Here is a 15,362-nt window from a genome sequence, read left to right as displayed (position 1 = left end):
TCTGTCCGGTTATTATCTCCGAAACAAGCCATTTTAAAAGTAAGGAGTTGTATGTGGATGGATATCATGAAGCCAGTTGCAAGTTCGGAAATTCCAGAAGGCGACGGATGGGTGTATGAAGTGAAATATGACGGTTTCCGTTGTGTGCTGACGTGGGAAAAAGAAGGCAACATTCGTCTGACAAGTAAAAATAATAAAGATCTTACTGCAAGCTTTCCGGAGATTGCAGCTTTTTGTGAGGAACATTATTCTGAGGTCAAACCCTTTCTGCCATTAAAATTGGACGGTGAGCTTGTTGTTTTGAATCATACTTTTCAGGCTAATTTTGCATGGATTCAAAAGCGGGGAAGATTAAAGAATTTGGAATCGATCCGAAATGCAGCCAGTTCCAGACCAGCTGTATTGATGGTGTTTGATTTATTGGAGATGAAAGGGACCTCATGCAGAGACCTGAAATTGACACTCAGAAAAAAAAAATTGAAGACCCTTTTCGGCAAACTGAAAACCCAAGACCGTATCCGGTTGGTGGAGTCTTTCAGCAATCCGCGTGAGGTTCTGGATGTGGTCTTCCATGCTATGGGAGAAGGCATTGTCGCCAAGCGTAAAGCAGGCAGCTACATATCCGGAAAAAGCCACCGTGATTGGTTTAAGGTCAAAAACTGGCGCGCGATTCAAGGATTCTTGACATCATACGATCTGGAAAACGGTTATTTTACTGTGGGCGTTTTTGATGACGAGCACATAAAAACTGTGGGGAAATGCAAGCATGGGCTTGATTCTGAATCGTTCCAGACACTGAAGCAGCTATTTTTGACCGATGGAAAGAAGGATGGCGATGTTTATTCGCTCCCCCCTGCAGTCTGTGCTGCAATTCATACACTTGATTTATATAAAAACGAGCTGCGGGAACCAGAATTCGCCAGGCTTCTGCCAACTGTCAAACCTGAAGAATGTACAGCAGATAAACTAAAGGCAGACCTCTCTATGTTGCCTGAAAATATTAATTTGACAAATACAGATAAAATTCTCTGGCCAAAGGTCCATTATACAAAGGGAGATCTTCTAACTTATATTCGTGAAATTTCATCATATATGCTCCCCTTTCTGCAAAACAGGCTGTTAACCGTTATAAGATGTCCGGACGGGATTGATGGGGAGCATTTCTTCCAAAAGCATCTGCCGGATTATGCTCCTGATTTTATTACTGCCGTACCTGCAGGAAATGACAAGGCGATTGTATGTGACAATCTCGAATCCCTTGTCTGGTTTGCAAATCAGGCTGCAGTGGAATATCATGTTCCTTTTCAAAAGGTTTATCGTTCCATACCGGCAGAAATTGTATTTGATCTCGATCCGCCTGACAGAAACCACTTTCACCTAGCGATCAAGGCAGCAAACCTGATTAAAACATTGCTTGATGACCTGCAGCTGATATCTTTCGTGAAAACCTCCGGCAACAAAGGGCTGCAGATTCATATACCCATCAGGGAAGGGAGCATGACCTATGAAGAAACGGCAACCTTCACCCAGGCCATTGCATGGACAGTCGAGAACAGCTATCCGGATCTATTTACTACCGAACGAATGAAGAAAAAGAGAAATGACAGATTGTATATTGATTATGTACAGCACGGAAAGGATAAAACGATCATCGCTCCCTATTCACCTCGGATGACCAAGGAAGGGACAATAGCCACTCCATTATTTTGGAGTGAAGTCGAGGAGGGACTGCTTCCCACCCAATTCACTCTTGAACATGGAATAGACCGCGTTCAGGAGCTTGGATGCCCGTTTGCAGATTATTTTAAGATAGCGGCCGTGCAGAACATGGATAAGGTGCTGCGGTTAGTGCGAGATTAGGATTAGTGATGTTTGGCTTAGTGGGTAAATAAGTTAATTTTGGGAATTTGTCTCTTTCCTATATTCGGCTTTCTTTTTGCCATACTTGGCAGAGGTTGGAAGAAATGGGTGTTAGCTGCAGGTAACGTTTTCTTCTTTATTGTTTTCATTCTTATCGTTTCATAAACCGTAATGAGGTACTTACCGTAGTAATTTCGAACATTAGGGAGCATTAGGGAATCCTGCCCCCACCTGTTTCTTTTTTTTGCTGTCAAATGCTTATAATAAACCTAGACTCATGTTACTTCTCCCTTTTTTCCTCCCATAGTCGTTTACGCTCTTCAAAGCTCACTTCTTTGAATACTTGGTGCAGCATCCATATATAACCAAAGGGGTCCATAAATATGGCATTCGATACTCCGTAGTCAGGTATTTCCGTCACGGCTTGCACCTCTTTACAACCTAAATCCTTCGCCTTTACATAGGTATCCTCAATCTCTGGAACGGTAATATTGAACCAGATTGTTTTAGGATCATCAGGGGTTGGTGCAATCAAGTGGAATTCTTTGTTTTCATCCAACATATGAAAGTGAACACCGTAAAGGGTGAAGACTACCTCATTTTCGCCGCGGGGAAAGTCTGTTACCTCAACTCGTTCGATTTCAAATATTTTCTCATATAATTCCAATGCTTTTAAGCTGTCTTTCACAACCATATCAATTTCTACGCCAGCCACTATGAACACTCCTTTAAAATTGCCATAGCCTTAATTCTATAAAGCTATGGCTAGTCTATATGATTTTTCACTATTATCCACGTCACTTGAATTGCCAATTTGAGTGGCATTCTGGCATTTTTTAGCTGTGCAACGCAAAACGGAGCCATTTTACTCATCTAAGCGTCCTTCAAACTAGTTTAAATTTGCCTGAAGTTCCACTTCGACATTCCCTTGAATGGCCCGGGAGATCATGCAGCTTTTTTCAGCTTTTTCGACAAGCTTCTTTAATTTACTGTGCTCCTTCTCCGTTGCATTTTCTTTTAAGGAGACGGTTGGTCGATGAATGATCTTTTTATATGTAAAGACACCCTTAGTTACATCGACAATGCCTTCTGACTCCAGTGACATTTCATGGAGTGGCAGGCCTGCCCGCTCAATCATGGCTGCCAGCGTGATAATATAGCAGGTTGCAGCCGCTCCGAGCAGCATCTCATCAGGGTTTGTGCCGACACCAGGCCCATCCATCTCTGGTGGTATGGAAATTTTCGTTTTTAAATTACCTGCTTCGATAAATCCTTCACTATTTCGGCCACCAGGCCAGTCTGCTTTTAAATGAAAATGATGTTCCGCCATTTTGATCACCTCTTAATGTCATTTTAGCGCAACTGACATTTAAACGAAAACAAAAGCGATTATTTCTCCCAGTAATACACCGATAATAACAATCATCCATGCAGGTTTTTTCCAGAAATACATTAAGGCAAAAAGGATTGCCGCCATTGCAAAGTGTGCGCCATTTTCAACGGAGCTTGTAAAAACTGGGTCATAGAATGCAGCAAGCAAAATACCGACAACCGCGGCATTTACCCCTGTCAGGATTCCCTGAAAACTGGATCTGTTCCTTAGTTCATTCAAAAATGGCAAAGCTCCAATTACGAGCAGGAACGATGGTAAGAACATGGCAATCGTAGCAACAATACCACCTGCAACTCCTGCCATCATTGTTCCCAAATAACTGGCAAACGTAAAAAGTGGTCCTGGAACCGCCTGTGCCATTCCGTAGCCGGCCAGAAACTCCCCGCTCGTTACAAGCCCATTCGGAACAACTTCCTGTTCTAGGAGCGGCAATACGACATGTCCGCCACCAAAGACGATCGCCCCAACGCGAAAGAAGATATCAAAGATCGTTATGTACTCATTTGTCACAACCTGTGATACGATCGGCAGACCAATGAGAAGAACTGCCAGAATCGATAAGGATATTACACCTTGTGTTTTCGTTACTGTAACACGAAACGGATTTACCTTTGTTTCTGTTTGTTTGGAAAACATAAAATAACCTAAGATTGCAGCGACTATAATGATTCCAATCTGAATAAATGCTGAAGGAAACAGCAGCATAACCGAAGCGCCAGCGAGTGCGATTGCAATTCGCGGTCTGTCAGGCGTGAGGTTTTTTCCCATCCCTATAATTGCATGGGCGACGACAGCTACTGCAACTATTTTCAGACTGGATATCCATGTTGCATCCCCTAAAGAAAATGACTGATATAATAGTGCAAATGCGATTAAGACAATAATGGATGGAACGGTAAAACCAAACCAGGATATGATCCCTCCCAATAGTCCGCCCCGAAGCATACCGATTGCAATACCTACCTGACTGCTTGCAGGTCCTGGGAGAAATTGGCAAAGTGCGATAATATCTGCGTACATTTTATCATCCAGCCACTTCTTCTTATCCACATATTCATCCTTAAAATATCCAAGATGTGCAATCGGCCCGCCAAAAGAAGTCAGTCCGAGCTTTAAAGACGTAGCCAAAATTTCGATTAATGATTTGTTCTTTCCCATAGTTGCCTCCTTCTATACAGTCTCCTTTCAAAATTACCACATATCTTCATTTTCGGCATTGAAATTTACACAAAATTTACAGTTCATTTGATCACACATTTTAATTGCTCAACTGTCTGGCGAAAACGACTCCGTTAGCTGAAGGCATCCGAAAAATAAAACGGAAAAGGCAACCCTGTTCCACACCGGAATGGGTTGCCTTTTAATATGATAACTCAACTTTCGCAGAAGGAAATGGATAAATAAGCCTTGGCAGAATTAGGATGGCGTGAGTTGCACTGAGCATCCTGGATACACCTGGACCACATCGTTCTTTTTAGTTTCACAGCTTTTTATTCACAGTTTCTGTAAAATGCGAATAAACTTATATTTAATATGTGTGCTTCTGCTGCCGTCCGTGGAAAGCGCAGTGTATTTCCCAGAGCGGTAGCCGAAGTAACTTGCTTCCATTATTCGCGCCAAGCTTTAACAGCACAAATAGTAGTTACTTAGCATTTTATATCAACTATGCAATAATTTAAAAGCAAACCATCTTGTAAATAGCCTTATTTTCATCAGGTTTGCAAGGGGATTATTGGAGACATTCCAAGTTTAACCCAGTTAACTGTTTAAGCTAATTTTCTAGGTGCGAAAGTTGAGTGATAAGAATTAATTACATTAGCTTTTGGACCTGCAAAAACAGCTGCGTTCAACTACAATGTTCTAGCCGTATTCGTGTCTTAAGCCATCTTTTCTTTTCCACCTTTTGTACCGGATGCAAACCAGCCGACAACCGCAATCAGCACTAATACAACATAGAAAATTGTTTTCCATATGGTGGAATGCGGAAATTCATGTGGCAACCAGGCAATCTCAGGGTGGGCCATAACGAGAACTGCCAGTTTTACACCTACCCAGCCCACAATGAGAAATGCTGCTACTTCAAGGCCTGGACGGTCATGAAGCAAGCCTACAAATATATTGGCTGCAAACCTCATAATAATAAGACCAATCATGCCACCTGCAAATATAACTGCAAACTGGCCGGCATCAAGACTTCCGACTGTTCCAAGCCCTGTTGGGGGAAGTGCAACTGCCAGCGCAACCGCCGCCAGGATAGAATCGACAGCAAATGCCAGGTCAGCAAATTCAACCTTGAGAACCGTAAGCCAGAACTCCTTTTTAGAAGCCTGTGGCTCATCTCCGTGCCTGATTGGCTGCTTAACTTTTTCCACATCATCTTCAACTTGAGGTTTAAATCTGGCATATAAGTTTTTGATCGATATGAATAGCAGATATGCTGCACCCAACGCCTGAACCTGCCACATCTCCACAAGGAATGAAATAACAAATAAGGACCCGAACCGAAGTACAAAAGCCCCTGCCAATCCATAAAACAAGGCTCTTTTCCGCTGTTTCTCCGGAAGATGCCGTACCATTATCGCTAAAACAAGCGCATTATCTGCAGCCAATAGTCCTTCAAGTCCAATCAGAACGACCAAGACCCATAAATACTCCAATATTAATTCTGTTCCCATGTGTACTCTCCTTAAAAATAATGTCTCACTAGCAGATAAGAGCACAAAAAGAGACCTTTACCCGCTAGTGGTAAAGGTCTCGCTAACAACACGCACGTTGCCAATCAAGCCGGAGATATACTCTCGTAATGACGACTTTAATTGTACAGCTACTCCCCTTTAGGAAATACTAATCTATTAATCATTAAATACCTTTTATGCTTCTTTGTCAAATTTTTTTCGGACAGACAGGACGGTCAATAATGTTATTTTACGATCTCGGAAATTCTCTGATCCATCTTTTCCTTCAGTGAGGACAATAATCTCTTGCTGTCCTCGTGACTGTTTCCACGAACACCATAATAGCATTTTATTTTAGGCTCCGTACCTGATGGGCGAAGACACACCCAGCCATCCTGTTCCAAAATAAATTTCATCATGTTTTCCTGTGGAAGCTCAATTACCTCTTTATCATTCGTTGCTGCAATTACACGTTCACTTGTTAAGTAGTCTTCTACCTTTTCCACCTTAATCCCAGCAATTTCCTGATATGGATCAGTTCGTATCTCATCCATGATTTTGGCAATTTTCGCGGACCCCTCTTTGCCTTTAAGCGTCAGTGATGACATTCCTTCCAGGTAAAACCCGTGTTTCGCATACAGGACATCCAGGGCCTCGAGTAATGTTTTCCCTTGCTGTTTCCAGTAATAAGCCATTTCGGTTGCCATCATCGCAGCCTGGACAGCGTCTTTATCGCGGACAAAGCTGCTGATCAGATAACCATAGCTTTCCTCAAATCCGAAAATAAATGTTTCGCCAGTCGAATCGAAGTTGGCAATCTTTTCACCAATAAACTTAAATCCTGTTAACGTATCGATCGTTTTCACATGATATGCATTTGCTATCGCTTTTCCAAGTTCGGTAGTCACTACTGTCTTAATCATTCTTGAATTTTGGAAAATATGCGGATCGCTATGGGTCAATATATAATCCAGAAGTAATGATCCTAGCTGATTACCGGTCAGAACTTGATATTCCCCATCCTTATTCTTGACTGCTACACCCAGCCTGTCTGCATCAGGGTCGGTTCCAAGCAGAATATCCGCGTCATTTGTTTTCCCAAGCTCGATTGCCATTTTAAATGCCTGATGTTCTTCCGGATTTGGGGACTCGACAGTGGAAAATTCCGGATCCGGTTTTGCCTGTTCCTCAACAATGGAAACATTAGGAAAATGAAGCTGCTTCAACCCCTTTGTAACAAGGTTATAAGCTGTGCCATGCAACGGTGTGAAGACGATTCGCAAGTCTTTCTCCATCAATTGCACTTCTGGACTCATCTTCGTAATTTGATCCAGACGTTCCAAATACGCATTGTCCACTTCATTCCCAAGCCAATTCAGAAGGCTTTGTTCTTCCAATTCTGCTTTTTCCATATAAGGTACTGTCAATTCATCTTCTGTCTGTCCAATAGCCTCAATGATCTGGGAAGCCTCTTCGGGTATAATTTGTCCTCCGGTTTCGTTATATACTTTGAAGCCATTATATTCAGGGGGGTTGTGACTTGCTGTAATCATAATGCCTGCAGCAGTGCTTAAATAGCGAACTGCAAATGAAAGCAGTGGTGTAGGCCGCAGTGTCTCAAAGATATGTGTTTTGATTCCATAGAAACCGAGCACTTTTGCGGATTCCAGCGCAAATTCAGGTGACATATACCTCGAATCATAGGCAATGACCACCCCTCTGTCTCTGACATTGACCTTGTTTGCCAAAAGGTAGCTGGCCAGGCCATTTACTGCTTTTCTGACCGTATAGATGTTCATCCGGTTGATTCCAGGTCCAAGCACACCCCTCATACCACCTGTGCCAAAGGTCAATTCCCTATAAAAGGCATCCTCTAATGCTGCTTTATTATCCTTACTTTTATGTAGTTCTGTTTTCAAAGAATCATCCAGCGTTTTAAATGAATTCCACTTTTCATAAATTTGTTCCCATTTACCCATTAACATCGCCCCCCAATACATTTGTATGCCAAAATTTTAGCATACTTTCGTCTTTTATACTACAACCCTCGTTTAGTTGAGCAGGTTTATGGAAATAATCCTACTAGATGTACAGACTTTCTATTATTGCTTTTTGAATGTAATATATATTTATAGAAAAAAATAGTGAAAGAAGGGATTTTATTGGTGCAAAAACGATGGTTTCAGATTTTGGTTTTCTTTATTCTTTTCTTTTTGCTCGTTCTATTGATTTCTGAGACCACATTCATATTTTTTCCAGTCATAAAAGTGCTTGGCGCTGTGGCATTTCCAATTATTGGTGCAGGTATTTTGTATTACTTAACAAAACCTGTCATGCATTTTCTGGAACGACATAACGTTCCACGTATCCTCTCTATCATTCTCGTATTTCTGCTTATCATTCTGGTGCTATTCTTATTTGTGATATTTATCTGGCCAATTGCCAGGGATCAGATTGCTAATTTTGTAGAGAGTATTCCATCCATGGTTAAGATGGTGGAGGATTTTATTGATTATTGGCAAAGAAATGTGACAGATATTCCCGATCAGGTAGTCACTGCAATCAATGATTTCACTAATAATCTGCCGAACATCATTGAGGGCTCATTGGAATATTTATTCGGCTTTATTGGCGGGTTTATCGGACAGGTCATCAGCATCGTTGCTGGAATTGTCCTGATTCCGTTCTTCCTGTTTTTCATGTTAAAAGATGGAGAAAAACTGATACCATTTATTACACAGACTTTTTCAAAGAAAAAAGCACAGAATATCCGGAGTCTACTGACTAAAGTCGATCATGTTCTTTCATCCTTTATTCAGGGGCAGCTCATTGTAAGCTTTGCTGTCGGTGTCCTGCTTTTGATCGGATATCTTATTATCGGTCTTGACTATGCGCTTGCACTTTCCCTATTCGGTATGCTGACGAATGTCATCCCTTATTTGGGACCATTTATAGCGGTTACGCCAGCCCTTATCATAGGAGTGTTTCAGGATCCTATGAATCTCATCTGGGTATCGATTATCATGTTGACGGCACAGCAGATTGAAAGTAATCTGATTTCTCCAAATGTCATGGGACAGGCACTGAATCTGCATCCGCTTACGATCATTACTGTGATTCTCGCGGCAGGAAGCATCGCTGGGTTCATTGGTATCCTATTCGCTGTACCATTCTATGCGGTACTTCGAACAATTATTGTACACTTTTACGGTACCTATGTTGATTCAAAAAAGAATAAAGATGATGCTTTGATTTAAATCTTTCTAATCAACCAAGGGGGGGAAATATTTATGACAAAACAGGAATTACAGGCCAAACTTGATGAACTAAAATCGGATTATGTCCGTATCCAAAGTGACTTGGATAAGCTGGAATATGTTAAAGGAAGAGTATCCTCAGCGGAAGGACAGCTGATCCGGCTTGAAGAGGAAATCGCCGAAGTAAACCGTCAGCTGGAAGTGTTGGAGGAAGACTAATCTTCTCCTGGCACTTCCTGACAGTATCGGTAAAAGCTTTTGGTCGGACTATGGTGCTGCTGGATGAGTCAAATTTTCACTTTAAATTTTCCATGCTTTTTTCATTTACGAAAAGGAGTAACCTAATGAGAGATTACTCCTTTTTTTCATTTTATTGGATTCGGTTTCCATCCAGCTTCGCCTGAACTTTTGATTTTTCTTTGTTTGGTGGTGTCAAGCTTACAATCGTATCTCCTGCTGCCGGTACGGTCCGCATTTCCTCAGAGAACAGCTTCAGCTTCCCGGAAGGCTTCAGCAAATACAGGAATACTGTTGAAGGATCCTTGTCCACCTTATAATCCTCCAGGCTGTATTGCTCCGTCAGTGTTGTCTTGCGTATTACAAAACCACTTTCCACTTTTCCGTTTAAATCTTTTAATGAAAACTTTTTATCAAAAAGGATTCTTCCGCCAACCTTGGAAACGACCCCGCTTGAATGTCCTTCTTCAAAAAATGGGTATGGACTGGCCTTAAAAACATTTGTCCTGCCATATTCCGGTAAGAATGTCGTACAAATCAATGAATTATATGCCGGGTCATCTGTCAGGGCAAGCATATAGTCATAAGGAATCGTATCGAGCTGATGTTCCGTCTGTTCGGAAAGCATGTTTCCGCGGAAACATGGCACTCCTGATTTTCTCGCCAAACTTAATTTTGCATAGGAAGAGTCGACAATGATAACTGGTATATTTGAACCCATTAGAGATTTCGCTAATTCGATCGTAAAAGGATTACTGCCGATAATTAATGCGCCTGGGTTCCCTTCCATCGAAAGATTTAACTTCTTCGCTAACCAGCCAATGGAAAAACCGTGTGCCATAACCGTGAAGATGACCAATGCAAATGTAAGTGTCGTCAAAATGGAAGCATCTTCGTACCCTGCTTGTCCCATTACATTGGCAAAGTAGCCTGATACTGTCAAAGCAACAATACCCCGAGGTGCAATCCATCCAAGCAAGGCTTTTTCATTCAGGGATAATCCTGTCCCGATTGTCGATAAAAAGATGGACAATGGGCGTACAGCGAACATCATAAGCAAGACATAGCCAATGATATTCGGATTGAATATCCTAATGATTGTTTCCATTTCCAATGAAGCTGTCAGCATAATAAAAATGGTCGAGATGAGCAAGACAGAAATATTTTCCTTAAAATGACGCATATCCGATATAGAACTAATTCCCATATTAGCAAGGGTGATTCCCATCGCTGTAACCGATAGGAGCCCGGTCTCATGCATGATTTCATCCGCTGCCGTGAAACAGAGAAGAACAACGACAACGACGGATGAAGACTTCAAAAACTCAGGCATGTGACCTGTTTCAAACATCCAGCCTAGTCCTTTTCCAAGTGCCCAGCCGAGAATAACGGCGAATATGGAAGCCGCAAAGAAGAGCACAAGCTGGGTCGCATCGGGATTATCAGCAGTGATGAACGTAATAATTTCAAATGCAAACACGGCAAGCAATGCACCAATAGGATCAACAATGATCCCTTCCCATTTCAAGATTTTTGCTGGGCGTGCTTTTAATTTGGACTGTCGGAGCAAAGGCATAATTACTGTAGGTCCTGTCACGATGAACAACCCACCGATTACAAATGCCACTGCCCAGGATAAACCAGCAATATAATGCGCTGTAAGCGAACCTAAAATCCAAGCGATAAACGCACCAATTGTAGATATCCTAAAAATCGGTTTTCCCACACCACGCAGCTCACTGAAACTCAGATTCAAGCTTCCCTCAAAAAGAATGATCGCCACTGCAGCAGAAATCAGGGGGCTGTATAAAGGTCCAAAATCCTGCTCCGGGTTTATAACACCAAAAACAGGTCCAATCAAAAGCCCCGCAAACGCCATCACAACGATTGCAGGCAGACGATAACGCCATGCTACCCATTGTGAACCTATCCCGAGTAAAACAATTATCGTAATTTCCAACAATAAAGAAGTAACCATGCCAAAACCCCTCAAATCAAATTTGGCCATGCCTGTACACAACGTTATACATTCATTGCAATCGGTCCGTGTTTCAACTTGCAGCTTTCTGATACATATCCTAAAAAGTCTAACTTGTTATATCTATCTGAACAAGCATCTCTTCATGATGATATATGGTTATTTTAAAGACCCTTTAACGGAAAGTAAATTAATTGCGCGTCAAATTCAGGGTGATTTTACCAGCAATCTGGAAAAATAGTTTACTATAAGCATGCGAAAATCTTATTTTCAACCATTTTCGTCCATACTCGAAAAAATATGTTAGGATTATCTTATACCATATAAGGAGGCACTGTTGCATGTTAGTGAAAGAGAAAAAAATCCTGCACACTTATTTTGGCTACGAAACTTTTCGTCCAGGACAACAGGATACGATAAACCATATTTTACAGCTGAATAATACCCTTGCTGTGATGCCGACCGGTGGCGGTAAATCACTATGTTACCAGATTCCGGGACTTTCCATAGACGGAACCGCAATCATCATATCCCCATTAATCTCTCTTATGAAGGACCAGGTAGATGCACTGCAAGCTTTGGGTATCCCCGCAACCTTCATCAACAGCTCACTTTCAACTGGTGAACAGCAGTCCCGAATGCGGGATGTAGAAAAAGGTCGTTATAAATTTGTTTATGTTGCTCCTGAACGCTTTGAATCAGCTTCTTTTGTAAATGTGATCAAACGTATCCCACTTGCACTCGTCGCCTTTGATGAAGCACATTGTATATCGCAATGGGGCCATGATTTCCGACCTAGCTACCGGTCGATCGTTCCAAACTTGAAACGCCTGAACAATATCCCTGTCTTTGTTGCACTGACAGCCACAGCTACAGAGGAAGTGATCTCCGACATTCAGGAATTATTGCATATTGCAGACAGCAATGTTGTCAATACCGGTTTTGAGCGGGAAAATTTATCATTTCATATTGTAAAAGGAAAAGATAAACCATCGTACATAAGGTCATTTTTGGAAGAGCATAAAGAGGAGTCCGGAATTATTTATACCGCTACAAGAAAACAGGCTGATGCATTGTATGACCAGCTTTCAAAACGAGGGATTACGGTTGCCAAATATCATGCCGGATTGCCTGAAGAAGAACGCAAGCGTGCACAGTCCGCTTTCATTCATGACGAAAAATCGATCATGATTGCTACGAATGCTTTTGGAATGGGAATCGATAAATCCAATGTTCGCTATGTCATTCATTATGCGATGCCAATGAATATTGAATCTTACTACCAAGAAGCCGGAAGAGCGGGTCGTGACGGTGAACCGAGTGACTGTATATTGCTCTTTTCCCCGCAGGATGTGCAGTTGCAGAAATTTTTAATCGAGCAATCCCAAATGGATGAGGCATCCAAGCAAAATGAGTATCGCAAACTGCAGTCCATGATTAACTATTGCCATACGCATGGCTGTCTTACATCATTTATTTTGGATTATTTCGATGACACAATAACAAAGACCATATGCGGACGCTGCAGCAACTGTGTCGAACGACAGGAAAAAATTGATATTACAGAAGAGGCACAAATGATTTTGTCCTGTGTGAAACGAATGGATGAGCGTTTCGGCGTTGGGATGACAGCCAAGGTTCTGAAAGGGTCCAAAGATAAGAAAATCAAGGATTTCCGACTCGATAAAATCTCCACATACGGGATATTGTCGGCCTATACCGAAAAGGAGCTGACAGAACGCATCCATTTCCTTGTCGCTGAGCAACTGCTCGGAATGGATGAAGGACAGTTTCCGACCCTTCGCCTGAACAAGAACTCTGTTGAGGTACTGAAAGGAAAACGTCCCGTGGAAATGTACACCGCTCCTATCCCTACCAGTGATGAGGCCGATTACCATGAAGATCTGTTTACCGAGCTTCGTGCTTTACGGAAACAACTTGCCGACGAGAAAAACTTACCGCCGTATGTGCTTTTTTCCGATGCCACACTGAAGGAACTAAGCAGATATTTCCCTACAACAAAAGCGGATATGCTGGAAATCAAAGGGGTCGGCGAAAAGAAATACGAACAGTTTGGGGATGAATTTTTGGCTGTCATTAAAGAATGGCGTGCCAATAATCAGGATGTGAAGCAGAAAATTCGCATTGGAGATTCTGCTTCACACAGACCCAAAGTGAAGAAAACTGACGATGATCGTCCAAGTCATATAATCAGTTACCAAATGTTTCAATCAGGCAAGTCCATCAAAGAGATTGCTGCAATCCGGGAGTTTTCCAAAATGACGATTGAAAACCACATTTTCAAAGCTTTCAAGGACGGTTACCCGCTCTCTTGGGAAATCTTTTTTAATGAAAAAGAAGAAACCACAGTTCTCGAAGCCCACGGACAGCTTGAGGAACCAAAACTGAAGCCGCTGAAAGAAGCTCTTCCGGAAGAATACGATTATACAAAAATTAAAGCAGTATTGCTTAAACACGAATTGATGTAGATAAAAGATTCATTCCTGGAGCTGTTAGTACCAGGAACGGATTTTTTCATAATGAAGCGGTACATCCCAAAGAGATGTACCGCTTATTACTCATTCATTATTCACCTTTTACATTCAACGCCCATGTGCCATTGCGGAAAACAGCTTCCGTCGTGCCATCCGCTTTTAAGCCATCGATGTCCATCTTTTCTGAACCAATCATGAAATCTACATGAATGAGGCTGTCGTTCACCCCATGCTTGTCGAGCTCGTCAAGGTTCATTGCCGAGCCGCCATCCAGATTCGTAGGGTAGGCTTTTCCCAATGCGATATGACAGGATGCATTTTCATCAAATAATGTATTGTAGAATATCAGACCTGATTGGGAAACAGGTGATTCGTGCGGTACCAATGCAATCTCACCCAGTCTGCGGGCACCTTCATCCGATTCAAGCAGATGCTTTAAGACTTCTTCTCCCTGCTTGGCTTTGAAGTCGACCACCTTCCCGTCTTTGAAAGTGAGACTGAATTGATCTATAAGGCTTCCACCATAGTTAAGTGGTTTTGTACTTGCCACTGTGCCATTTACACCGTTTTTATGAGGCATTGAAAAGACTTCTTCTGTCGGCATGTTCGGGTTAAAGGTAACACCGGTTTCCGCAACAGCAGATCCGCCCCTCCATATATGGCCTTCAGGCAGTTCCATTTCCAAATCAGTTCCTGGCGCTTTGAAAATGAGCTTTTTATAGTTTCTGTCATTCAGTACTTCGCGTGCTGTTTTTAATGTTGCATTATGTGCTTCCCAAGCTGCGATGGGATCGGACTGATCGACACGCACGATTTTCAGAATTGCTTCCCACAGACTGTCAACCGCATCCTCTTGTGATTTATCCGGGAAAATTTTCTGTGCCCAGTCACCTGATGGTATGGAAATGATTGACCAGGGTATCTTGTCATTCATTGTATACTTGCGGAAATTCACCATGGCTTCTGCAGCAGCTTTATTTGCTTTTGCAACGCGTGATGGGTCAATATCCTTTAATAAGTCAGGGTTTGTCGAGCGGATGTTCAATACTGCCGCACCATCCTCTGCGAATGTGTCATGAAGCTTCACTTTCCATTCCGGATAATTTGTAATTACTTCATCCGGGGAGTTCTCATATTTCAATAGGGTCAATTCGTCATCAACCCAGTTAATATGCACATCTTTTGCACCTAATTCATATGCCTTACGTACGACAATCTTTGTGAAATCTGCTCCTTCAATCGGAGCATTGATCATCAATGCCTGTCCTTTTTGCAAATTAACCCCTGTACGCAGCGCTAATTCAGCATATTTTTCCTGAGTTTGTTGGTTCACCATAATCTTACCTCCAAAAAGATAGTTCGTTTAATGTATGAATCCTAATGGTCCCTATTACTGATCAGCCGACTCAAATCATCGATAAATATATTATTTCATATTCAACGGAAAATTGCCAAAATTTATTTTCA

The 15,362-nt window shown here is 42.0% G+C and carries 11 protein-coding genes; 4 read left to right on the top strand and 7 right to left on the bottom strand.

The features are described from left to right. The first annotated feature begins 57 nt into the window (after positions 1-57). Positions 58-1,860, top strand: coding sequence for a DNA ligase D (locus A4245_RS12550; RefSeq protein WP_067728421.1), 1,803 nt, complete (start codon positions 58-60; stop codon positions 1,858-1,860). Positions 1,861-2,140: 280 nt separating this feature from the next. Here the strand turns inward: A4245_RS12550 and A4245_RS12540 are convergent, their stop codons facing one another. The 5 genes from A4245_RS12540 to A4245_RS12520 form a co-directional block, all read right to left on the bottom strand. Beyond that, on the bottom strand, positions 2,141-2,575 hold the full coding sequence (locus A4245_RS12540) for a VOC family protein (RefSeq protein WP_067728417.1): 435 nt from the start codon (positions 2,573-2,575) through the stop codon (positions 2,141-2,143). 174 nt (positions 2,576-2,749) lie between these two features. Then, entirely contained in the window at positions 2,750-3,190 is a 441-nt protein-coding gene (locus tag A4245_RS12535) for an OsmC family protein (RefSeq protein WP_067728415.1), read from the bottom strand. A gap of 39 nt (positions 3,191-3,229) precedes the next feature. After that, positions 3,230-4,411 (bottom strand): chromate efflux transporter, encoded by a 1,182-nt coding sequence (gene chrA, locus A4245_RS12530; RefSeq protein ID WP_067728413.1) that lies wholly within the window; start codon positions 4,409-4,411, stop codon positions 3,230-3,232. A 719-nt stretch (positions 4,412-5,130) separates the two neighbouring features. Then, positions 5,131-5,928, bottom strand: a complete 798-nt coding sequence (locus A4245_RS12525; RefSeq protein WP_067728411.1) for a TerC family protein — start codon at positions 5,926-5,928, stop codon at positions 5,131-5,133. A gap of 245 nt (positions 5,929-6,173) precedes the next feature. Beyond that, a complete protein-coding gene (locus tag A4245_RS12520) occupies positions 6,174-7,907 on the bottom strand; it encodes a phospho-sugar mutase (RefSeq protein WP_067728409.1) in 1,734 nt (577 codons plus the stop codon). A gap of 186 nt (positions 7,908-8,093) precedes the next feature. Here A4245_RS12520 and A4245_RS12515 point away from each other — a divergent pair, with 186 nt between their 5' ends. Together A4245_RS12515 and A4245_RS12510 are read left to right on the top strand one after the other, a co-directional pair. Beyond that, entirely contained in the window at positions 8,094-9,185 is a 1,092-nt protein-coding gene (locus tag A4245_RS12515) for an AI-2E family transporter (protein WP_407668386.1), read from the top strand. A 33-nt stretch (positions 9,186-9,218) separates the two neighbouring features. After that, positions 9,219-9,404 carry an SE1832 family protein gene (locus A4245_RS12510; protein WP_067728405.1) on the top strand — a complete coding sequence of 62 codons (186 nt, stop codon included), beginning with the start codon at positions 9,219-9,221 and terminating at the stop codon, positions 9,402-9,404. 151 nt (positions 9,405-9,555) lie between these two features. Here the strand turns inward: A4245_RS12510 and A4245_RS12505 are convergent, their stop codons facing one another. After that, positions 9,556-11,400: a cation:proton antiporter gene (locus tag A4245_RS12505; protein ID WP_067728403.1), complete on the bottom strand. Its 1,845-nt coding sequence runs from the start codon at positions 11,398-11,400 to the stop codon at positions 9,556-9,558. A 341-nt stretch (positions 11,401-11,741) separates the two neighbouring features. On the opposite strand from A4245_RS12505, the gene recQ reads away from it, so the two are divergent. Beyond that, on the top strand, positions 11,742-13,889 hold the full coding sequence (gene recQ / locus A4245_RS12500) for a DNA helicase RecQ (RefSeq protein ID WP_067728401.1): 2,148 nt from the start codon (positions 11,742-11,744) through the stop codon (positions 13,887-13,889). Between the two features lie 97 nt (positions 13,890-13,986). On the opposite strand, the gene A4245_RS12495 is transcribed toward recQ, so the two are convergent. Beyond that, positions 13,987-15,231, bottom strand: a complete 1,245-nt coding sequence (locus A4245_RS12495) for an aminopeptidase (RefSeq protein ID WP_067728399.1) — start codon at positions 15,229-15,231, stop codon at positions 13,987-13,989. Positions 15,232-15,362 lie beyond the last annotated feature (131 nt).

Origin of the sequence: Oceanobacillus damuensis (genome assembly GCF_001618145.1) — a bacterium.
Taxonomy (GTDB): domain Bacteria; phylum Bacillota; class Bacilli; order Bacillales; family Amphibacillaceae; genus Oceanobacillus; species Oceanobacillus damuensis.
This window is presented reverse-complemented; position numbering and strand designations above follow the sequence as displayed.

Coding starts and splice junctions, on each gene's coding strand:
- A4245_RS12550 (WP_067728421.1), top strand. CDS start 58: ATGGATATCATGAAGCCAGTTGCAAGTTCGGAAATTCCAGAAGGCGAC.
- A4245_RS12535 (WP_067728415.1), bottom strand. CDS start 3,190: ATGGCGGAACATCATTTTCATTTAAAAGCAGACTGGCCTGGTGGCCGA.
- chrA (WP_067728413.1), bottom strand. CDS start 4,411: ATGGGAAAGAACAAATCATTAATCGAAATTTTGGCTACGTCTTTAAAG.
- A4245_RS12525 (WP_067728411.1), bottom strand. CDS start 5,928: ATGGGAACAGAATTAATATTGGAGTATTTATGGGTCTTGGTCGTTCTG.
- A4245_RS12520 (WP_067728409.1), bottom strand. CDS start 7,907: ATGGGTAAATGGGAACAAATTTATGAAAAGTGGAATTCATTTAAAACG.
- A4245_RS12510 (WP_067728405.1), top strand. CDS start 9,219: ATGACAAAACAGGAATTACAGGCCAAACTTGATGAACTAAAATCGGAT.
- A4245_RS12505 (WP_067728403.1), bottom strand. CDS start 11,400: ATGGTTACTTCTTTATTGTTGGAAATTACGATAATTGTTTTACTCGGG.
- recQ (WP_067728401.1), top strand. CDS start 11,742: ATGTTAGTGAAAGAGAAAAAAATCCTGCACACTTATTTTGGCTACGAA.
- A4245_RS12495 (WP_067728399.1), bottom strand. CDS start 15,231: ATGGTGAACCAACAAACTCAGGAAAAATATGCTGAATTAGCGCTGCGT.